We start from the raw sequence: 20,882 nt of genomic DNA, 5'->3' as shown, positions 1-20,882 counted from the left end.
CCGAGTTCACCCTGCACGAGGAGGTCCCGACACCATGAGCATGCCGCTCCGCCAGAGCCTTCGCATCGGAAGCTACATCCTCCGCAACAAGCTGCGCGGCCGGGAGAAGTTCCCGCTCATCGTCGAGCTGGAGCCCCTGTTCGCCTGCAACCTCGCCTGCGCCGGCTGCGGGAAGATCCAGCACCCGCACGACGTGCTGAGGAAGCGGATGCCGGTCGAGCAGGCCCTCGCCGCGATCGAGGAGTGCGGCGCGCCGATGGTCTCCATCGCGGGCGGCGAGCCGCTGATGCACCCGCAGATCGACGAGCTGGTGAACGAGCTCGTCCGCCGCAGGAAGTACGTCTTCCTGTGCACGAACGCGCTGCTCATCCCCAAGAAGATCGACAAGTTCGCGCCCTCGCCGTACTTCGCGTGGGCGGTGCACATCGACGGGCTGCGGGAACGCCACGACGCGTCCGTGTGCAAGGAGGGCGTCTTCGACGACGCCGTCGCGGCCGTCAGGGAGTGCAAGCGGCGGGGGTTCCGCGTCACCACCAACACGACGATCTTCAACACGGACACGCCGCAGACCGTCATCGACGTCATGAACTACCTCAACGACGACCTCCGGGTCGACGAGATGATGATCTCGCCGGGCTACGCCTACGACAAGGCGCCCGACCAGGACCACTTCCTCGGCGTCCAGGAGACGCGGGAGCTGTTCCGCAAGGCGTTCGGGGACGGCAACCGCAAGCGGTGGCGCTTCAACCACTCGCCCCTGTTCCTGGACTTCCTGGAAGGCAAGGTCGACTTCCCCTGCACGGCCTGGGCGATCCCGTCCTACTCCCTCTTCGGCTGGCAGCGTCCCTGCTACCTGATGTCGGACGGCTACGCGCAGACCTACCAGGAACTCCTGGACGAGACCGACTGGGACTCCTACGGAAGGGGACGCGACTCCCGCTGCGCCAACTGCATGGCCCACTGCGGCTACGAACCCACGGCCGTCTTCTCGACCCTCGGCTCCCTGAAGGAGTCCTTGCGGGCCGTCCGCTCGGTCTGACCCCTCTCTCTCCAAGCCCGTTCCGCCCGGCACCGGCGTCCCGCCGATGCCGGGCGTCTTCAGGGACGCCTACGTGAGGGACGTCGGCCGGTACGCCTTGTACTCGTCGCCCGAGGAGAGCCCGTAGTCGAGCTCGCGGTGGTCGGTTCCGTACCGGCCGCGCTGCTCGTAGGCCCAGTACGACGAGTGCTCCTTGTCGGCCCACTTCTCGAAGATGACGACGTGCCGGGTGGTGTTGCTGCCGAGGGCGTCCATGACGAGGTCGCCCTTCTTCAGCTCGGACATCGCGATTCGCTCGGTGTACCGCGACGCGGTGAGGCCGACGGTGTTCGTCCCGGGCTTGGGCAGCCCCAGCGCCATGGACACGTATCCCGAGCAGTCGGTGCGGTAGCCGTTGTGCGTGCTGGTCTGGCTGTAGGGGACCCGCCGGCCGGTGTGCGGATGCCAGGTCCTGGCCCGCGCGATGACCTTGGACCGCGCGTCCGACTTCGGCGCGGCGGCCTGCTTCCGCGGCTCGGCCTTCGCCGACGACTCGGTCTTCGCCGAGGGCTCGGCCTTCGCTGGGGCCTTGAACTCCTTCTGGACCTGGGCCTGCGCTCTGACCTGCTCCCGCGGCGCCGCCTGCCGCGGCGCGGTCCGCTGCTGCGGCACGGTCTGGACGGCGGCGACGGTTTCGGTGGACGCGTGCTGCAGGGTCGTCGGCATGGCCGCCGTCGCGCCGAAGACGGCGAGGCCCGTCAGCGTGACGGTGACCCAGGGGCCGGGCCGCAGAACGCGCGGCCGGTCGAGGTGCTTGCCTTTCAAGGGGGGCTCCTTGCTTCCATGTGCCGCCTACCGGGTTAGCTGACGGGTTCGGACGTGGAAGTCGCCCTACGGCCTGACAGGCCGATTCACCCCAGTTCGGGTTGGGTCCCCGGCTCCGCGCCACGGCGGACTCGGCGGGTGCCGCTGAGAGACAGCGGCGCTGACGATGTGGGGCCCGATCGATGAGGGATCTCGGGCCTTGTCGCGCGGGGACGGCACCCCGCCCCACCGCGCTCGGAAACCCCACGGTGGGACAAAACGCCTGGAAGGCGTCTTGAAGGGGCAAAGCTACTGAAATCACCAAGAGACGGCAAGGTCGCGGGCGATGATTCCGCAGCTCAGTGCCGTGCCGACCCGGCACCCCGGCCGTCGCCTGCCGCCGTTGTGGGCGTGCCGGGGAGGCGATCCGGGCCCGATGCGCCTCTAGACGGAGGAGAAACCTCCAGTTAATATCCGGAGGAGAACCCTTCACTTAGAGGAGGTGGGTTCCATGACCGCCATCCCGGCGCGGACCGCGTCCGGTCCGTCCGCGGCCGTCCCGAACCGGCGCTGGGCGGCGCTGGTCGTCATCGCCGTCGCGCAGCTGATGATCGCGCTCGACGCCACCATCGTGAACATCGCGCTGCCGACGGCCCAGCACGCGCTCGGCTTCGGCGACGCCGACCGGCAGTGGGTGATCACCGCGTACACCCTGTCCTTCGCCGGGCTGCTCCTGCTCGGCGGCCGGATCGCCGACCTGGTCGGGCGGCGCCGCAGCTTCCTGGCCGGGCTGGCCGGGTTCGCCGTCGCCTCGATGATCGCCGGGGCCGCGCCCGGCTTCGGGGTCCTCGTGGTCGGGCGCGCCCTGCAGGGGGCGTTCGCCGCGCTGCTCGCGCCCACCGCCCTGTCGCTGCTGGCGGTGACGTTCACCGAGCCCAGGGAGCGCGCGAAGGCGTTCGGCGTCTACGGCGCCGTGGCGAGCAGCGGCGCGGCGGTCGGGCTGCTGCTCGGCGGCGCGCTGACCCAGTACGCCGACTGGCGCTGGTGCCTCTACGTCAACGTCGCCATCGCCGCGGCCGCGTCGGTGGCGGGACGGATCGTCCTTCCCGCGCCGCCGGCGTTCCCCGGGGCGCGCGTCGACTGGATCTCCGCCGTCCTCGTCACCGGCGGCCTGGCGGCCGTCGTGTACGGCGCGGGCGAGGCCGCCCCGCACGGCTGGGACGCCTGGCGGACCACCGCGCCGCTCGCGGTCGGCGGCCTGGCGCTCGCCCTGTTCGCCGTGCGCCAGGCCAGGCACGCCGCGCCGCTGCTGCCGCTGCGGATCCTCGCCGACCGGGGCCGGGCCGGCGCCTACCTCGCGGTGGCCACCGCGGTCGTCGGCGCCTTCGGGGTCTTCCTCACGCTCACCTACTACCTCCAGGTGGTCGCGCACTTCTCCCCGATGCGCACCGGGCTGGCGTTCCTGCCGATGGCCGTCGCGAACTCCGCGAGCGGCTACCTCGTCGGCGCCCGGCTCACCCGGCGGGTGCCCGCCCGGCTGCTGATCTCCGCCGGCCTGCTCATCGCCGCGGCCGGGCTGGCCGCCCTGACCCGGCTCGACGCGGGCAGCGGCTACGCCACCGCCGTCGTCCCGGTCGAGGTCCTGCTCGGGATCGGCATGGGCGCCGTGTTCCCGCCGGCGTTCTCACTGGCGACCGCGGGCGTCTCCCCGCGCGAGGCCGGGGTCGCCGCCGCGGTCGTCAACGCCGCGTCGCAGATGGGCGGTTCGATCGGAACCGCCGTCGTCAACACCGTCGCGATCGGCGCGACCGCGGGCTACCTGCGCGAGCACGGTCCGGCCGCCTCGCGGGCGGGGGCCCTCGTGCACGGCTACACCACCGGGGCGACCGTCTCGGCACTGGCCCTGACCGCCGTGGCCGTCGTGGTGATGCTCCTCATCCGGACCCCGCCCTCCTCGGACGCGGCCACCGACCACACCTCCCGGTGACCGCGATGGCCGACCACCGTGCCGGAACGGCCGGGTCGGCGTCGGGGAGGCCGGTGCACGTGGTGAGCCGTCCACGCGCCGCCCGGACGCGGCGCTTGGAGGTGGACGGGCCGCCCCACCCCCGCACCGCCGTCAGCGGACCATGCCGTCTGCGGCGGCGGCCGCGGGCGTGCCATCGGGTCCGAGGGTGCGAGGGTGTGGCGGCGGAGACGGGCGGCGGGTCAGACGCCGAGTTCGGCGGCGGCGAGGGCGGTGCCCTCCACGCGGGCGGCGATCTTCGCGAAGGCCGTGTCGCGGGACGTGGAGGTGTCGTCGGCGAACGGTGAGAACCCGCAGTCGTCGCAGGTGCCGAGGCGGTCGACGGGGAGGTGGCGGGCCGCGGCGAGGACGCGGTCGCGGATCTCCTCGGGCGTCTCGACGCGGGGGTCGATGGGGTCGACGACGCCGACGAAGACGCGGGCGTCGGCGGGCAGGTGCGCGGCGACGATGGCCAGGATCCGGTCGGGGTCGGGCTCGCTGGCCAGCTGGAGGTAGAAGTTGCCGGCCCTGAGCTGGAACAGCTTGGGCAGCAGCCCCGCGTAGTCGACGTCGAGGCTGTGGGTGGAGTCGAGGTCGCCGCCCGGGCACACGTGCACGCCGATCCGGGCGCGCTCGTCGGCGGAGAACCGCTCCAGGACCCGGTTGTTGAGCGCGATGAAGGCGTCCAGCACGCCGCCGCTGGGGTCGAGCTTGAGCGACAGCCGCCCCTCGGTGAAGTCGAGCTGCACCACGTGGGCGCCCGCGTCCAGGCAGGAGCGGATGTCGGCCTCGGCCTCGCTGACCAGGTCGTCGAGGAACATCTCGCGCGGGTAGCCGTCGATGCCGTCGGCCGGGTACAGCAGGCTCAGCGCCGAGGGGGCGATCACGGCCTGCTTGACCGGCGCGGTCGCGTGGCGCTGGGCGGCGCGCAGGTAGTCGACGGCGTGGCCGGTGTAGCGGAACGGGCCCGCCGTCAGCCGCGGGAGCTGCCGCTGGTGCCCGTCGGCGAACGGGATCACCGCGCCGTCGGGGGCCAGGTCGGCCAGGCCCGTGATCGGGTAGGTGGCGAAACTCGGCTTGGACTGCTCACCGTCGGTCACCACCGGTGAGCCGAGCTCCTCCAGCCGGCGGAGGGTCTCGCGCACGGCGCGGTCCTGGGCGGCGGCCAGCTCGGACGGCGAGGCGGTGAGCAGTTCCTGGGGACGCGGGATGCTGCCGATGGGCTCTGTGGGGAGGGGCATACCCCGAGGCTACGCTACTGAAAGTAGCGTGAGAAGCGCTCATCGTGACCAGAGGTGGCCGTGTGAATCTTCGGCGACCTCGGGGCGTCCCCGCGGCGAATCCCCGCGGACCCGCGCGCCGATAGCATGCGCGGATGGCTGATGGGGGAGTGCCGATCGCGGCGGACATGGATCCCCGGCGGATCCACGCCGCGCTGAGCCTGCTGGCGGACCGGCGCTGGCGGACGCTCGGCGAGCTGGTCCGGGAGACGGGCGCGCCGCGGCGCTCGGTGGAGTCGCTGCTGGCCGGGCTCTCGCTGGAGCACGCCGGCGGCGACCGGTTCCGCCTCACCCCGGAGCAGGGCGCCGAGATCGCCGAGTCCCTGCGCACCGGGTACCGTCCGCTCGACCCGGCCGACCCCGTGGGGCACCTGCTCCCCGAGTACGCCGCCGTGGTGGAGCGCGTGGCCGGGCTGATCGAGCGGGCGCCGCGGGCGCGGCACGTCCTCGACCATGTCTCGGCCACGCCGGAGACGGTCGTGCGGCGGGCGCTGCTGCTGGGGGCGCGGTTCTGGCTGCCGGGCACGCGCCTGCTGTGCGTCGGGGACCACGATCTGACCTCGCTGGCCGTCGGGCTCGTCCATCCGGGCGTGCAGACCACCGTCGTGGACGTCGACGAGCGGATCCTGGCCTACATCGGCGCATGCGCCGCCGACCTGGGGCTTGACGTGCGCACCCGCTGGGCCGACCTGAGGCTGGGGCTGCCCGCGTCGGCCGTCGAGTACGCGGATCTGGCGGTGACCGATCCTCCGTACACGCCGGAAGGCGTCGGGCTGTTCGTGGCCCGGGCGGTGCAGGGGCTGCGGGACCAGGGGCAGGGGCGCGTCCTGCTGGCCTACGGGGCGAGCGACCGCACTCCGATGCTCGCGCTGAAGGTCCAGCAGGCGCTGCAGGAGCTGAACCTGGTGAGCGAGGCCGTCTACCCGGACTTCAACAGCTATTTCGGCGCGGAGGCGATCGGTTCGCGCGCCGACCTGTACGTCCTGCGGCCGACCGGCAAGAGCCTGCCGGCCGCCGGGGCCCGCGCCGACCGGTTCGCCACCGCCATCTACACCCAGGGGCCCCAGGCCGTCGAAGCCAGGACGGCGGTGCTGGCGTCGCCCGACGACGTCGCCGACCTGCGGCCGGACGTCCTGGTCGGTGACTGGCCCAAGCAGGTGCTTCCGCAGGTGCCGCGGGTGCGGCTGACGACGTGGCTGGCCAAGCCGTACGCCGCGCGGGTGCGGCGCGCGGCCGTCGCGCTGCCCCCGGGGCTGGAGGGTGCGCTGGTCCGCGTGCTGCTGGCCACGCGCGCCGAGCAGGTCCGGGTGTTCCTCGCAGAACCCCCCGGCGACCTGGCGGACGAGGCCGCGTCGCTGGCTCCCGTGTACGAGCTGACCCGGCGCGGCTCGACCGTGGAGGCGGTGCGCACCCCGTCCGGCACGGACGACCGGGCGCGGCGGATCGTGCGCGCCGTCATGGACCGGGCGCACGGGAAGGTCGCCAACGTCTGGCGCGACGCCCTGATCGACGCGCACGCGGGCCTCACCAAGCGGCAGGCCCGCACGGTCGTGGCCGACGCCGCCCCGTGGGCGCTGGACGTCACCCCGCTCGAACTGCCGCTCCACCGCCTGCGCGAATTGCCCACCGCCGTCAGCGCCTCCCTGGACCTCGTCCCCCCGTCACCGGCCGGCTAGAACCGCCCCGGTCACGCCTCCTTCGACAGCGCTTCGACGGTGCGGGCCGCGGCGGTGCGGAGGTCCGCCTCGGAGTGCCCGAGATGGGTGACGGCGCGCAGGACGGTGGGGTGGTGCGCGTTGGACCACAGCACCCCGTTGGAGCGCAGCCGGGTCCGGGCGTCCTCGCGGTCGAGCCCGAGCGAGGCCAGATCGAGGAAGACGAAGTTGGTGTCGACGCCGGCGGGGTCGACCGGCAGACCGCCCTCGGCGAGCAGGGTGGCGAGGGTGCGGGCGTTGGCGTGATCGTCGGCCAGCCGCGCGACGTTGTGCCGGAGCGCGTAGCGGGCGGCGCCCGCCAGCACGCCGGCCTGGCGGAGCGACCCTCCGAGCATCTGGCGGATGCGCCGGGCCGGGGCCAGCACCTCGGAGCGTCCGACGAGGGCCGCGCCCGCGGGGCAGCCGAGGCCCTTGGAGAAGCAGACGGCGACGGTCCGCGCCCGCGAGGTGATCCGGGCGGGCGGGACGTCCAGCGCGACGGCGGCGTTGAACAGGCGCGCCCCGTCGATGTGGACGGCGAGGCCCAGCTCGTCGCAGGTGTCGTGGAGGTCGTCCAGGGCGGCGAGCGGCCATGTCCGCCCGCCGGAGACGTTGTGGGTGTCCTCCACGACGGCGAGCGCGGTCCGGGGGCGGTGCTCGGAGTCGCGGACCTGGGCGATCTCGCGGACCTGCGCTCCGGTGAACACCCCGGCCTCGCCCGGCAGGCCGGTGACGACCGCCCCGGCGAGGAAGGCGGGGCCGCCCGCCTCGTAGCGGAACATGTGGCTGTGCCGCTCCCCGACGATCTCCTGGCCGCGCTGCACCTGGCACAGCATCGCGATCTGGTTGGCCATCGTCGCCGAGGGGACGAACACCGCCGCCTCCTGGCCGAGCAGCCCGGTCAGCTCGTCCTCCAGCGCGAGGACGGTGGGGTCCTCGCGCTCCTGCTCGTCGCCGAGCGGGGCGGCGGTCATCGCGCGCAGCATGCCCTCGGTGGGCAGCGTCATCACGTCCGAGCGAAGATCGATCATGGTGGGCCCCTATCCGGCGAGGTATCCGCCGTCGACGACGATCTGGGTGCCGGAGACGAACGAGGCCCCCGGCGAGCAGAGGAACGCGACCACGTCCGCGATCTCCTCGGGGCGTCCGCGGCGGCCGAGCGGCGGCAGGCCCGCGACGCCCGAGCGCGCCCGGTCCTTCTCGACGAGCTCGACGAGCCGGTCGCTGCCCGGGGTGCTGATGTCGCCCGGGTCGACCTGGACGACCCGGACGCCGGACGGCCCGAGCTCCATGGCGAGCGCGCGGGTCAGCCCGGTCATCGCCGACTTGCTGACGGTATAGGCGGAGGCGTCGAGCTGGCCCCGGTGGGCGGCGATGGACCCGATGTTGACGATGGTCCCGCCGCCCGCCGCGACCATGTGCCGCGCGGCCTCGCGGGCGCAGACGAACGGCCCGACGGTGTTGACCGCGAGGATGCGCGCGAGCAGGTCGTCGGAGGTGTCGAGCAGGGGCGCCTTGGCCGGGACGCCGGTCACGGCCGCGCAGTTGACCAGGATCTCCGGGGGCCCGTGCGCGGCGGCGACCTCCGCGACGGCGGCGCTGATCGCGGCCGGGTCGCCCGCGTCGACCGCCATGACCTCAGCGGCGGACCCCAGCTCGGCGCGGGCCCGTCCGGCGGCGGGCCCGGCCTCGAAGACGACGACGGTCCGGCCGGGGGCGGCGAGCCGCCGCGTGATGGCGGAGCCGATCCCGCCCCCTCCGCCGGTGACGATGACGCTTGTGCTCATGGGGTTCCTCGGGTCAGTGGAAGGAGCCGGGCAGCCGGCCCAGTTCGAAGGCGGACAGGGCCTGCTCGATGTGCCAGGTCGCGTCCGACATGACCGGTGTGCCGTGGCCGGGCAGCAGGACGTCGGGTCGCGCGTCGCGGAGCCGTTCGAGGGACCGCCGCAGCGCCTGGACGTCGGCGTCCGCGGCGCCCGGCAGCACGATCCGGCCGCGGCTGAAGAGAAGGTCGCCGGTGCAGGCGTACGTCGTGCCGCCCGCGGTGAACAGCCAGGCCGTGTGGTCGGCGCTGTGCCCCGGCGTGGGCAGGGCCCGGAGCGGGCCCTGCTCCAGGCCGGCCTCGGCGGGCGTCAGCACGCCGGGGCAGGACGCGAACCGGTAGCCGGCCGGGTAGATCCCGGCGCGCAGCGCGGCGGTGAGGCCCAGTGGCCCGGGGTCGGCGTCGCGGACCAGCTTCGCCGTCAGCGCGCCGGCAACGATCGTGGCGCCCAGCGCGGCGAGCCCGGCGGCGCCGCCCGCGTGGTCGGCGTGCGCGTGCGTGACCACCGCGCCGCGCAGCGGAAGCTCTCCGCGGGCCTCCTCGACGCGCGCGAGCAGCACCCGCTGGTCGAGCCCGCTTCCCGTGTCGGCCAGCCAGGCCCCGTCGTCGCCGCGCAGCAGGTAGACGTTGCCGTCGTAGGCGTTGCTGAGCCCCGGGCCGAGCCGTCCGCCGCCGACCAGGTCGACGGCCGCGTCAAGCCGCACGGCCGTCCTCCCCGGCGATGATCGCGGCGACCTCGCCGGGCGCGGCCCGCAGGTCGTGGCGCAGCATCATGACGACGCCGGACGCGTCGGCCCGCACCTCCTCCACCCGCCGCCCGCCGTCGTCGTACACGGCGCCGATCGTCTGGCCCGCGTCCACGGCGTCCCCGGCGGCGACGGAGGAGACGAAGGCCCCCGCGGCGCCGAACAGCACGCCGGTGTCGGTGTTGCCGTCCCCGCCCGTCACGACGACCTGCCGTCCGGGCGGCGGGCCGGCGAGGGAGACGGGCTCGACCGCGCCCGCGACCTCCAGGAGGCGCAGCACCCCCTGCGCGTACCGGTCGATGTCGGCCTCGCGGAGAGCGCCGCCCCCGCCGCTCTCGAAGTAGGCCCAGGGCTTGCCGAGGGCGTCGGCGCGGCTGACGGACCGGCCCGGCGCGACCGACGCGTGCGCCCACAGGTAGGGGAAGGGCGTCGCGCGGGCGGCGTCCAGCAGCGGCCGGCCCCCGAGCGTCCTGTTCGCGCCGAACCCGCACATCGGGGGCATCCGGTAGCGGCGCCCGGCGGAGTGCAGGTCGATCAGCAGGTCGCACGGGTCGATGAGCGCGGCGGCGATCGTGTGGGCGATGCGCTCGCTGAGCCCGCCGCCGGGGTCGCCGGGGAAGAGCCGCGCGAGGTTGGCGCCGCCGTCGCCGTGCCGGGTGCCCGCCGCGAGGGCGGGCGGGTTGGCGCGGGGCAGCACCGTCACCGTCCCGCGGACCGGCGCCGCGGCGAGCAGGTCCGCGACGCGGTACGCCGCGAGGACGCCTTCCAGCTCGTCGCCGTGCACCCCGCCGAGCACGGTCACCGCGGGGCCGCCGCCGTCACCGAACCGGACGGTCTCCAGTTCGAGGTCCGGGCCGGCCCGGAGGCGCCCTGTCACCGCTGTCATCGTGTGCGTCCCTTCGTCCGGTCAGCGCCTGCGCGCCTGGATGGGCCAGGTGTCCGCGAAGGACGTCCCGTCGTGCACCTCGTACCGGCCGAACAGGTTCGCCGCGGTGCAGGCGTGGTTGGGGATCACCGCGACGCGGTCGCCCGGCGCCAGGCCGTGCGGTTCCGCCGATCCGGCGAGCCCGTGCTCCTCGTAGAGCTTCTCGACGACGATGCCCGGATGGCCGTCCACCAGGCCGAAGCCCGGTGTCAGCGCGGTCATCCGCTCGGCGGGCAGGCTCTTGGCCCCCGCGTCCAGGACCAGCCGGTCCGGCGCCGGGACGTCCACCACCGTGCTGATCACGGCGAGCGCGCACTCGGCCGCGTCCGGGCCGCCGAGCGCGACCTGGGTGGCGTCGTAGAAGACGTAGTTGCCGTACCGGTACTCGTGCGCGCGGCCGGACTCCAGCCGGGCCAGCGGGGTGACGCCGACGCTGTGGACCGGGGCCTCGATCCTGCGTCCGGCCAGCGCCGCGCCCGTGCTCTCCAGCGCCTCGTCCTGCTGGTCGCGGACCGCGGCCAGCCCGGCGGCGTCGGTGGCGCCGTAGGCGTGCCCGGCGAACGTCATCAGGCCGCGGAGCCGGACCCGCCCGCCGAACGGCGCGGCCGCGACGGACTCGGCGGTGGGCGGGCCGGGGTCGGTGCCGAGCCGGCGCGTCCCGGAGTCGACCTCCCAGTAGACGTCGAACTCCGCGCCGGTCGCGGCGAGCGCGGCGACGTGCTCGGGGCGCGAGCAGGTGACGGCGACCCGGCCGCGCCCGGTGAGCGCGGTGAGGGCGCGGACGCGCTCGCCCGGGACGGGCGGGTACGCGACGAGCACGGACGGGAAGCCCGCGTCGAAGGCCAGCGCGGCCTCGGCGACGGTCGCCACGGTCGCCCGGGCGGCCCCCGCCGCGACCTGGGCCCGCGCGATCTCCAGGCACTTGTGGGTCTTGAGGTGGGGTGTGGAGTGCCCGCCGCGGCCCGTGACCCGGTCGGCCATCTCGCGGATGTTGGCCATGAGCCGGGAGTGGCGCAGCGCCAGGAAGGGCGTCGGCGGCCCGTCCCCGGCGCAGAGCGCGGCCCAGCCGTCGCCGCCGGTCACCGGGGCACCTCCGGCAGCGTGGCCTTGCCGGTGATCTCGCGTGCCAGTTCGGCCACGGCGCGTCCCATCTCGCGTTCCAGCTCGGGCGACATCCGCTCGACCGAGACGATCAGGCTGAGCGCGGCCACCGGCTCGCCCTGCCGGCCGAGCGCCGACGCGACGCCGGCGATGCCGTCGAAGAACTCGCCCCGGTCCACCGAGTAACCGCGCGTCGCGGACTGCTCGACGTCGTCGGCGATCCTGGCGCGGACCTCGTCCGGCAGCGCCGACCACCGGGGGCCGGCGCACAGCTCCCGCCACCGGGCGGCGTCGAGCCGGGCCAGCACGGCCCGCCCGGCGGCGCCCTCCCAGATCGGGGCGGTGCTGCCGAGCCGGGCGCTCGGGGCGAACGGGATGCTGCTGTCGGTGCGTTCGACGTAGACCATCTCGTCGCCGTTGGGGACCGAGAACGCGGTCGCGGCGTCGAACCGGCGGCCGAGCGGGGCCAGCGCCGCCATGGCGTCCCGGCGCATGTTCCGGTGGGAGAGCCGGATCGCGGCCAGCCGGAGCGGCAGCTCCCCGATCTGCCAGTTGCCGTCGGGGTCGCGCTCCAGCATGCCGATCTCGGCGAGCCCGCTCAGCAGGCGGTGCGCCGAACTCTTGCTCAGCCCCGCCCGCTCGGCGCATTCGGCCAGGCCGAGGACGGGTTCCTCCTGACTGAACGCGGCGAGCAGAGCACCGACGCGATCGACCACTTGCACCACGAACGCCTCCAGGAATGCCTTGACCGGGGACTGGCAGCGAGATTAGGTTGCCACAACATCCCATCACGTGGAATGCCAAACCACAGAATGGAACGCAGAGGACAGTGGTGAAGATCATCCGAGGGGGGCGCGTCGTCGACCCGGGCACCGGGACCGACGCGGTGCTCGACCTGCTCATCGAGGGCGAGCGGGTGACGGCGCTGGCGGCGCGGATCGCGCCGCCGGCCGGCGCGACGGTGATCGACGCCTCCGGGCTGGTCGTCCTGCCGGGCTTCGTCGACATGCACACGCACAGCGACTTCACGCTCCAGCACGACCCCGGCGCCCCGGCGCGCCTGCACCAGGGCGTCACCACCGACGTCACCGGGAACTGCGGCTTCTCCCCGTTCCCGCTGCCCCGGACCAGCAGGGGCTTCGGCTCCTTCTTCAGCTCCCGGCTGGACCCGGGCTTCCCGGATCTCGACGCCTACGCCGCCCACCTGGAGTCGCTCGGGACGGCGGTCAACGTCGCCCCGCTCGTCGGCCTCGGCGCCGTCCGCGAGCACGTCGCGGGCTCCGACCCCCGGCCGCCGTCGGACGAGGCCGTCGCCGCGATGCGCCGCCTCGTCGCCGACGGCCTCGACCAGGGGGCGTTCGGCGTCTCCAGCGGCCTGGTCTACACGCCCGGGCGGTTCGCCGCCGCCGACGAGCTGCGGCGGGTCATCGCGCCGCTGCGCGGGTCGGGCCGCTTCTACGCCACCCACCTGCGGGACGAGCGGGACGGCCTGGTCGCGTCCGTGGCCGAGGCGATCTCGACCGCCGAGCGGGCGGGCGTCGACCTGCAGATCTCCCACCACAAGGCGCTCGGCAAGGCCAACTGGGGGCGGACGGAGCAGACGCTCGCGATGGTCGACGAGGCCAACGCCCGCGGCGCCGTCGAGGTCGCCGTCGACTACTACCCCTACACCTCCGGCAGCACGGGGGTCTCCAGCCTGCTGCCGCCCGGCTCGCTGGACGGCGGCTGGCCGCTGCTGCGCACGCGGGCGGGGGAGGGCGCCGAACGGCTCCGCCTGCTGCGCCACCTGGACGGCGCGGCGCAGTTCCGGCCCGACGAGATCATCATCGGCCGCTCCCGGGACCGCCCGGACGCGTCCGGGCGGGCGCTGCCGGACTACGCCGCCGGGCTCGGCCGCGCCCCCGTGGAGGTGCTGCTGGAGCTGATCCTGGCCGAGGGCGAGAGCCTCACCATGATCGTCCCGGCCGCCTCCCGGGACGACCTCGCCCGCGTCTCCGCGCACCCCGCCGCCATGCACGGCAGCGACGGCTGGCTGATGACGGCCGGGCAGGCGCGGCACGAGCACCCCCGCAACCTCGCGAGCACCACCGAGGTGCTGGTCCCCGCGCTCCTCGGGCGGACGCCGCTCGACCGGGCGGTCCGGCACCTGGCCACCGCGCCCGCCCGGCGGCTCCGCCTGGACGGGCGCGGCACCCTGCGTCCCGGCGCGTTCGCCGACATCGCCGTCGCCGACCCCGGACGCGCCGCCGCCTACGAGAGCGGCCGGGGGACGGGGGAGGGCGCGGCTCCGGCACCGGAGCGCGCCTATCCCGACCTCATGCGCTGGGTCTTCGTGAACGGCGAACCCGCCATCGAGAACTCCCGCCCCACCGGTCGGCGCCCAGGCAAGGTCCTGCGCGCGCCATGACCGTCCCCCACGCACCGATTGGAACGGAGCAGACCATGGCACCCAGCAACGCGTCCCCGGCCACCCCGCACGTCAGCAGGCGGTCCTTCCTCCGCGGAACGATGGCGCTCGGCGCCGTCGCCGGGCTCGGCGGCACGGGCCTGCTGACGGCCTGCGGGTCCGGCGGCGGCGACGGCTCGCCGAACGACCTCCAGATGCACCACGACGCCGCGGTCGGCCCGCTGTTCAAGCCGTACGTGGACTACTTCAACACCAACTACGCCCCGCTCAAGCTCGGCACGTCCTACGTCGCGCAGGACTACCTCACCGTGACCAACCAGCAGCTCGCCGGCGGCAACGCGTCCTACGACGTGCTGTTCGCGGACGAGGGCTACCTGGAGTCGTGGTCGAAGAACCAGTGGGTCCGCTCCCTCAAGGACCTGCCCGGCCTGGACAAGCTGGTCGCGAACATGAACCCGGGGGTCGCCGACGCCCTCAAGGGGCCGGACGGCGAGGTCTACGCGCTGCCCTACTTCCAGGGCGCCGAGCTGTTCGCCGTCAACACCGCCCACCTCAAGAAGATCGACGCGCCGGCGCCCGCGACCTGGGACGAGTTCCTGGAGCAGGCGCGCGAGCTCAAGGCCAAGGGGATCAGTCAGACGCCGTACTCGCCGTACTGGATCAAGTACGCGTTCCTCATGTGGCACCAGTTCGCCGCCGAGGTCGCGTCCGAGGGCGGCGGCTCGCTGTTCGACCCGTCCGGGAAGGCGAACCTCGCCGGGAACCCCGTCGCGCGCGCCACCCTGGAGCGCTGGCGGACGCTGTACTCCGAGGGGCTGGTCCCGAAGGACCTGTTCACCACCGACTACGGCGGCGTGACCAACGTCTTCGGCGGCGGCAAGAGCAGCTTCTCGATGCGCTACCAGGCGCAGGTCGTCGGGTGGAAGGACCCGAAGCAGAGCTCGGCGGCGAAGGACATCAAGAACGTGCTGATGCCCGGCAAGACCCGTGAGACGCACGGCTTCGGCGCGTACTGGATGCTCTCGTACAACACCGAGGGCGAGAAGAACGCCGGGACGGTCATCGACTACCTCGGCGGCGCGGGCAAGGACGGTTCGTTCCACGTTCCCAAGAACCTGGTGGCGACCGCGCTCGGCCTCTCCAGCGGCTACAAGAGCGTGGACTCCGACCCGGCCGTGCTCAAGTCGTGGGCGAAGTGGGCGGACGTGGACGCCCTGACCGGCCAGCTCGCCAAGACCGTGCCCCTCGGGCCCGTCACCACCAAGACCTGGTACCCGAAGTTCGCCGACATGGCGTGCGCCGTGCTCCAGGAGGTCGTGCTCGGCAAGAAGTCCTCCGACCAGGGGCTCAAGGAGCTGAGCGACTTCGCGGGCGCGCAGAAGTAGCCGTGTCCCCGACCCAAGGAAGCGAGCCCGCCGCGGACATGACCACCGAGTCCGACCGGCGCCCGGCGGAGCCCCGCCGGCGGCCGGAACGTTCCAGCAAACGTCCACCTCCCACCGCCGCGACCGGCCGCACCGGACGCGGGGGCCGGTCCGGCAGGACGGGCCGCACGGGCTACGGGCGGGGCGAGGCGAGGTTCGGCATGGCCATGGCCATGCCGGCCCTGCTCGTCACGCTGCTGCTGCTCGGCTACCCGCTCGTGTACTCGTTCTGGGTCAGCCTGCACGAGCAGACCCTCGGCAGCCGGGCCCCGGCCCGCTGGGTCGGGTTCGACAACTACACCGCCGTCCTCGGCGACCCCGTCTTCCTGCCCTCGCTCACCCGCACCGTCCTGTTCGCCGCCGCCGTCGTCCTCGGCACCCTGCTGCTCGGCACGGTGTTCGCGCTGGCCCTGAACCAGGACTTCCGGGGCCGGTCCGTGGTCCGGGGCGTGCTGATCCTGCCGTGGTCGCTGTCCCAGATCACGCTGGCGCTCACCTTCGGCTGGATCTTCAACTCCACGTTCGGCCCGCTGAACGGAGCGCTCCAGCAGGCCGGCGTGATCGACAGGTACGTCGCCTGGTTCGCCTCCGGGCGGGTGGCCCTCACCGTGATGGCGGTCGCGTTCGTCTGGAGCCTGGTGCCGTTCGCGACGCTGCTGATCCTGGGCGCGCTGCAGACCGTCCCCGAGGACCTGCACAAGGCCGCGCGGATCGACGGGGCCGGGCCGGTCCGGCGGTTCTTCTTCGTCACCCTGCCCTGGATCCGCGACACCGTGCTGGTGGTGTCCGTGCTCGCCCTGATCAACGCGTTCCTGGCGTTCGCGCTGATCTACATCCTCACCGGCGGCGGGCCGGGCACCGAGACGACGCTGCTGTCCTGGTGGGGGTACACCACCGCGTTCCGCGACCTCGACCTCGGCAGGGGCGCGGCGATCTTCTACCTGATGACGCTGGCGATGGTGCTCCTCGCCGCGCTGACCGCGCTCGTCATCCGGGGACCCCGCAGGAACCGCGAAGGGAGGACCGCGTGATGGCCGCCGGAGACCGCGGGCGCACGGCCAGGAAGGTCGCGGTGCGCGCGCTGCGCGCCGGAACCGTCCTGGCGCTGCTGGCATGGGTGCTGCTGCCGTTCTACTTCCTGCTGCTGGTGGCGCTGACGTCCCGGGCCGACTCGCTGCGCACCCCGCCGCGGTGGATCCCCGCCATGGACTTCGGCAGCTTCCGGCAGATCCTCCACTCGGCGTTCAGCTCCGCGCCGCCGAGCAACCCCAGCGACCTGATCGTCCCCGGCATGCAGAACAGCGCCGTGGTCGCGGTCTGCGTCGCCGCCCTCAACATCGTGATCGCCAGTACGGCGGGCTACGCGTTCGCCCGGTTCCGGTTCCCCGGCTCCCGGACGGTCCCGGGCCTGATGCTCGGCAGCCAGCTCGTCCCGGTGTTCGCGCTCGTCGTGCCCTTCTACGTGATGCTCCACTCGCTGGGCCTCACCGACACCCGCGCGGGCGTCGTCATCGCCCACCTCGGGTTCACGGTGCCGTTCTCGGTGTGGATGATGCGGGCCTACTTCAACGGGATCCCCGTCGAGGTGGACCGGGCCGCGATGATCGACGGCTGCACCCGCTGGCAGGTCTTCGCCCGCGTGGTGCTGCCGCTGGCCCGTCCCGGGATCATCAGCGTCGGGCTCTTCTCGTTCATGGTGTCGTGGAACGACTTCCTGTTCGCGCTGGTCCTGAACTCGCGGACGGACGCGATGCTGATCCAGCCGGCCATCTCCGGGCTCTACAACGTGCGCGAGCAGTCCTTCGGCATCATGGCCGCCGGCACCCTGCTGGCCGCCCTCCCCACGATGCTGCTCGCCCTCGTCTCGCAGCGGTTCCTCGTACGCGGCCTGACCTCAGGCGTCGGAAAGGTGTGACGCGTGTCCAGTATCGAACTCCGGCAGGTCACCAAGCGGTTCGGTGACACGCTGATCGTCGACTCGGTCGACCTGACCATCGAGGACGGCAGCTTCACCGTGCTGCTCGGCCCGAGCGGGTGCGGCAAGACCACCACCCTCAACATGATCTCCGGGCTGGAGGAGGTGTCCTCCGGGAAGATCCTGTTCGACGGCGCGGAGGTCCAGGACGTCCCGCCGCACAAGCGCGACGTCGCGATGGTGTTCCAGTCGTACGCGCTCTACCCGAACCGCAGCGTGCGGGAGAACATCTCGTTCGCCCTCAAGCTGCGCAGGCTTCCCGCCGCCGACATCGCGGCACGGGTCGCCGAGGTCGCCGACATGCTCAGCATCGGCGCGCTCCTGGACCGCAAGCCGCGCCAGCTGTCGGGAGGCCAGCAGCAGCGGGTGGCGCTGGCGCGGGCGATCGTCCGCCGCCCCAACGTCTTCCTGCTGGACGAGCCGCTCAGCAACCTCGACGCCAAGCTCCGCGCCGACATGCGCATCAGCCTGCGCGAACTCCAACGCGAGCTCGGCGGCACCTTCGTCTACGTCACGCACGACCAGGGGGAGGCCATGAGCATGGCCGACCAGGTCGTCGTCATGGACGGCGGAGTGGTGCAGCAGGAGGCCCCGCCCCTCGACCTCTACCGGCGGCCCGCGAACCGGTTCGTCGCCGGCTTCGTCGGGACGCCCGGCATGAACTTCGTGCCGGGCGCGGTGGACGCCGGCGGGTCGTTCGCGCACGGCGACTGGACGGTGCCGATCGGCTGGACGGGCGAGGCCAGGGACGGCCTGACGCTCGGCGTCCGCCCGGAGGACGTCACCCTGGAGCCGGACGGCCCCGGCGCGGCGGGCCGCGTCCGCCTGATCGAGCGGCTCGGTGTCGAGGCGATCGTCGTGGCCTCGTTCCCGTCCGGCGACGTCATCGCCCGCGCCGACCCGGACGTCGACCTCGACGCGGGTGCCCCGGTGTCGATGCGCGTCCGTCCCGGGAAGGTCCATCTGTTCGACTCCGAGAGCGGCGACGCGGTCGCGTGGACGCCCGCCCCGGCCGTCGCCAAGGAGGTCCGGAATGCCTGACGACGTCGTCCTGCGGATCGGCGGCCGCGCCCGCGCCGCCCACGGGGGAGCGGTCTACGACGCGGTGAGCCCGGCGACCGGGGAGCGGTTCGCCGCCGTCGCCCGGGCCGCGGAGTCCGACGTGGACGCGGCGGTGGCCGCCGCGGCGGAGGCGTTCGAGACGCACCGCCAGGAGAGCGCGTTCACCCGGGCGGACTGGTGCCACCGCGTCGCGGCCCTGGTGGAGGAGCGCGCCGCGGCCATGGCCAGGCTCCTGTCGCTCGAACACGGCAAGCCGGTGGACCAGGCCGAGGCCGAGATCCGGCTGGCCGCCGACGGCTTCCGGCTCGCCGCCGAGGAGGCCAGGCGGCTCGGCGGCGAGACCATCCCGGCGCGCGACGGCGCCAAGCTCGTGCTCACGACCCGCAAGCCGCGCGGCGTGTTCGCCGTGATGACCCCCTTCAACTTCCCGGTGAACATCCCCGTGGAGTACCTCGGCCCCCTGCTGGCCAACGGCAACGCGGTCGTCTGGCGTCCGGCCCCCTCCACGGCGGCGGTGGCGGGCGCGCTGTACGACTGCGTCGAGGACGCCGGCGTCCCGCCCGGCCTGGTCAACCTCGTCACCGGCCCCGACCTCGGCCCGGCGCAGCGCCTGGTGTCGCATCCCGCCGTCAACGGCGTGGGGTTCACCGGCAGCTCGAAGGCGGGCGCCGAGATCGCCCGGCTCGCCGCGGGCAAGGCCCAGGTGATGGAACTGGGCGGCAACGGGCCGATCGTGGTGCTGCCCGACGCCGATCTGGACCGGGCGGCCCCGGCGATCGCCTCCGCCGCGTTCGCCAACTCCGGCCAGTCCTGCGCGGCCGCCGGACGCGTCATCGCCGCGAGGTCGATCGCGGCGGAACTGGAAGAACGCCTCGTCGAGGAGGCCCGGCGCGAGGTGGTCGGATCGCCCTTCGAGGCAGGCACCACCATGGGGCCGGTCCACACCCGCGCCGTGGCCGACACGATGGCCCGGCACGTCGCCGACGGTCTGGCCCGCGGCGGCCGCGCGGCGTTCGGCGGCGGCCCCCTGCCGGACCGCCCCACCGACCTGTTCTGGCGTCCCACCGTCCTGGTCGGGCTGGACGCGGAGGCCGCGGCCATGGGCGAGGAGACGTTCGGCCCGCTGGCGCCGGTGCTGCGGGTCGCCGACGACACCGAGGCGATCCTCGCCGCCGCGAACCGCGGCCGGTACGGGCTCAGCTCGGCGGTCTTCGGACGCGATCTGGACCGTACCCTGGCGGTGGCCGGCCGGCTCCGCGCGGGGCAGGTCACCGTCAACGACACCAGCAACTACTGGGAGCTGCATCTGCCGTTCGGCGGTGCGCCGGGCACCGACAGCGGTCACGGCCGGCTGGGCGGCCGCTACATCGCGGAGGCCGTCACGGAGATCCAGTCGATCTCCGTCGACCTGACCCCGCCCTGGCGCTGAGGCAAAGGAGCCGAAGATGAACGAACCGGTGGCGGCGGCCACGCACTCCGGGGTGCTGGAGGAGGTCGAGCGGCGGGTGCTGTGGCTGTCCACGGCCATCGTGCACCACGCCAACCGCGTCCGGCCCAACCCGTCCGGGCTGAAGGTGGGAGGCCACCAGGCATCCTCGGCGTCGATCGCCTCGATCATGACGGCGCTGTGGTTCCGCCACCTCGGGCCGCAGGACCGCGTCTCGGTCAAGCCGCACGCGTCCCCCGTCCTGCACGCGATCAACTACCTGCTCGGCGAGCTCGACGAGCGGTACCTGACGACCCTGCGCGAGTTCGGCGGCCTGCAGAGCTACCCGAGCCGGACCAAGGACCCCGACCCGGTCGACTACTCCACCGGATCGGTGGGCATCGGCGCCACCGCGCCGATCTGGGGCGCGGTCGCCCGCCGGTACGTGGAAGGGGCGCCCGCGGGACGCCAGTACTCCCTCGTCGGCGACGCCGAACTGGACGAGGGCGCCGTCTGGGAGGCGATCCTCGACCCGGGCGTGGCGGACCTGGGCGAGATCGTGTGGATCGTCGACCTCAACCGCCAGTCCCTCGACCGCGTCGTGCCGTACCTGGCCGCGCACCGGCTGAAGGGCATGTTCGCCGCCGCCGGCTGGCAGGTGCTGACGCTGAAGTACGGCCGGCTGCTGACCGAGCTGTTCGAGCGCCCCGGCGGCGCGGACCTGCGCGCCCGCATCGACGCGATGCCCAACCCCGAGTACCAGCGCCTGCTGCGCTGCGACGCCGCCGAACTGCGCGACCGCCTCCCCGGCGGCAGTGAGCCCGTCGCCCGCCTGATCGCGGAACTCGACGACGCCACCCTCCTCGCGGCCCTCCGCAACCTCGGCGGCCACGACCTCGGCACCCTGGCCGAGGCGTTCGACGCCATCGACGACACCCGGCCCACCGTGATCTTCGCCTACACGGTCAAGGGCCACGGCCTGCCCAGCGAGGGCCACCCGCAGAACCACTCGTCCCTCCTCACCGCCGACCAGATCGCCGAGCTCGCGCCCCGCCTGGGCGCCGACCCGGACGCCCCCTGGGCCCGTTTCGAGGACGGATCGGCGGCCGCCCGCCTGTGCGCCGACACCGCCGCGCGGCTGCGCCGGCGCCCCGCCGCGGCGCAGGGCCCGCCCGCCGTGCCGGACGACATCG

18 protein-coding genes and 1 riboswitch are annotated in these 20,882 nt (G+C 73.9%); of the genes, 10 read left to right on the top strand and 8 right to left on the bottom strand.

Features of this window, described 5'->3' with window-relative positions; genetic code table 11:
* Nucleotides 1–34: 34 nt before the first annotated feature.
* Nucleotides 35–1,039, top strand: a complete 1,005-nt coding sequence (hpnH, locus tag ABWI04_RS21715) for an adenosyl-hopene transferase HpnH (protein WP_353833587.1) — start codon at nt 35–37, stop codon at nt 1,037–1,039.
* A gap of 69 nt (nt 1,040–1,108) precedes the next feature.
* Here the strand turns inward: hpnH and ABWI04_RS21710 are convergent, their stop codons facing one another.
* The gene (locus ABWI04_RS21710) at nt 1,109–1,843 is read right to left on the bottom strand and encodes an NlpC/P60 family protein (protein ID WP_353833586.1); all 735 of its coding nucleotides are present in this window, start codon (nt 1,841–1,843) and stop codon (nt 1,109–1,111) included.
* A 9-nt stretch (nt 1,844–1,852) separates the two neighbouring features.
* Nucleotides 1,853–1,990, bottom strand: a riboswitch (cyclic di-AMP (ydaO/yuaA leader).
* A gap of 343 nt (nt 1,991–2,333) precedes the next feature.
* On the opposite strand from ABWI04_RS21710, the gene ABWI04_RS21705 reads away from it, so the two are divergent.
* Nucleotides 2,334–3,809: an MFS transporter gene (locus tag ABWI04_RS21705; protein WP_353833585.1), complete on the top strand. Its 1,476-nt coding sequence runs from the start codon at nt 2,334–2,336 to the stop codon at nt 3,807–3,809.
* A gap of 221 nt (nt 3,810–4,030) precedes the next feature.
* On the opposite strand, the gene ABWI04_RS21700 is transcribed toward ABWI04_RS21705, so the two are convergent.
* Nucleotides 4,031–5,068 (bottom strand): cobalamin-independent methionine synthase II family protein, encoded by a 1,038-nt coding sequence (locus ABWI04_RS21700; RefSeq protein ID WP_353833584.1) that lies wholly within the window; start codon nt 5,066–5,068, stop codon nt 4,031–4,033.
* 134 nt (nt 5,069–5,202) lie between these two features.
* Between ABWI04_RS21700 and ABWI04_RS21695 the strand changes: the two genes are divergently transcribed.
* A complete protein-coding gene (locus ABWI04_RS21695) occupies nt 5,203–6,783 on the top strand; it encodes a bis-aminopropyl spermidine synthase family protein (RefSeq protein WP_345182658.1) in 1,581 nt (526 codons plus the stop codon).
* Nucleotides 6,784–6,794: 11 nt separating this feature from the next.
* Here ABWI04_RS21695 and ABWI04_RS21690 read toward each other — a convergent pair whose 3' ends face one another.
* The 6 genes from ABWI04_RS21690 to ABWI04_RS21665 are packed head-to-tail and all read right to left on the bottom strand — an operon-like array spanning nt 6,795 to nt 12,120.
* A complete protein-coding gene (locus ABWI04_RS21690) occupies nt 6,795–7,832 on the bottom strand; it encodes a threonine aldolase family protein (RefSeq protein WP_353833583.1) in 1,038 nt (345 codons plus the stop codon).
* A 9-nt stretch (nt 7,833–7,841) separates the two neighbouring features.
* Nucleotides 7,842–8,588, bottom strand: a complete 747-nt coding sequence (locus ABWI04_RS21685; RefSeq protein WP_345182656.1) for an SDR family NAD(P)-dependent oxidoreductase — start codon at nt 8,586–8,588, stop codon at nt 7,842–7,844.
* Nucleotides 8,589–8,601: 13 nt separating this feature from the next.
* Nucleotides 8,602–9,327, bottom strand: a complete 726-nt coding sequence (locus ABWI04_RS21680; protein ID WP_345182655.1) for an MBL fold metallo-hydrolase — start codon at nt 9,325–9,327, stop codon at nt 8,602–8,604.
* On the bottom strand, nt 9,317–10,255 hold the full coding sequence (locus ABWI04_RS21675) for a succinylglutamate desuccinylase/aspartoacylase family protein (RefSeq protein WP_345182654.1): 939 nt from the start codon (nt 10,253–10,255) through the stop codon (nt 9,317–9,319). The genes ABWI04_RS21680 and ABWI04_RS21675 overlap by 11 nt, the downstream gene beginning before the upstream one ends.
* A gap of 21 nt (nt 10,256–10,276) precedes the next feature.
* The gene (locus ABWI04_RS21670) at nt 10,277–11,377 is read right to left on the bottom strand and encodes an alanine racemase (protein WP_353833582.1); all 1,101 of its coding nucleotides are present in this window, start codon (nt 11,375–11,377) and stop codon (nt 10,277–10,279) included.
* The gene (locus ABWI04_RS21665; RefSeq protein ID WP_353833581.1) at nt 11,374–12,120 is read right to left on the bottom strand and encodes an IclR family transcriptional regulator; all 747 of its coding nucleotides are present in this window, start codon (nt 12,118–12,120) and stop codon (nt 11,374–11,376) included. The genes ABWI04_RS21670 and ABWI04_RS21665 overlap by 4 nt, the downstream gene beginning before the upstream one ends.
* 107 nt (nt 12,121–12,227) lie before the next feature.
* Here ABWI04_RS21665 and ABWI04_RS21660 point away from each other — a divergent pair, with 107 nt between their 5' ends.
* The 7 genes from ABWI04_RS21660 to ABWI04_RS21630 form a co-directional block, all read left to right on the top strand.
* Nucleotides 12,228–13,802, top strand: a complete 1,575-nt coding sequence (locus ABWI04_RS21660) for an N-acyl-D-amino-acid deacylase family protein (protein ID WP_353833580.1) — start codon at nt 12,228–12,230, stop codon at nt 13,800–13,802.
* 35 nt (nt 13,803–13,837) lie between these two features.
* Entirely contained in the window at nt 13,838–15,187 is a 1,350-nt protein-coding gene (locus ABWI04_RS21655; protein ID WP_353833579.1) for an ABC transporter substrate-binding protein, read from the top strand.
* A 2-nt stretch (nt 15,188–15,189) separates the two neighbouring features.
* Complete coding sequence (locus ABWI04_RS21650; RefSeq protein WP_345182648.1) at nt 15,190–16,257, top strand: carbohydrate ABC transporter permease; 1,068 nt, start codon at nt 15,190–15,192, stop codon at nt 16,255–16,257.
* Entirely contained in the window at nt 16,257–17,141 is an 885-nt protein-coding gene (locus ABWI04_RS21645; RefSeq protein ID WP_353833578.1) for a carbohydrate ABC transporter permease, read from the top strand. Before ABWI04_RS21650 ends, ABWI04_RS21645 begins: the two co-directional genes overlap by 1 nt.
* A gap of 3 nt (nt 17,142–17,144) precedes the next feature.
* Nucleotides 17,145–18,242 carry an ABC transporter ATP-binding protein gene (locus tag ABWI04_RS21640; RefSeq protein WP_353833577.1) on the top strand — a complete coding sequence of 366 codons (1,098 nt, stop codon included), beginning with the start codon at nt 17,145–17,147 and terminating at the stop codon, nt 18,240–18,242.
* Nucleotides 18,235–19,692, top strand: a complete 1,458-nt coding sequence (locus ABWI04_RS21635) for an aldehyde dehydrogenase family protein (RefSeq protein WP_353833576.1) — start codon at nt 18,235–18,237, stop codon at nt 19,690–19,692. The genes ABWI04_RS21640 and ABWI04_RS21635 overlap by 8 nt, the downstream gene beginning before the upstream one ends.
* Before the next feature lie 16 nt (nt 19,693–19,708).
* The coding region (locus ABWI04_RS21630) for a thiamine pyrophosphate-binding protein (protein ID WP_502913142.1) at nt 19,709–20,882 on the top strand (1,174 nt) is incomplete at its 3' end.

It is taken from the genome of Actinomadura sp. NPDC000929, assembly GCF_040492065.1.
GTDB lineage: Bacteria > Actinomycetota > Actinomycetes > Streptosporangiales > Streptosporangiaceae > Spirillospora > Spirillospora verrucosospora.
This window is presented reverse-complemented; position numbering and strand designations above follow the sequence as displayed.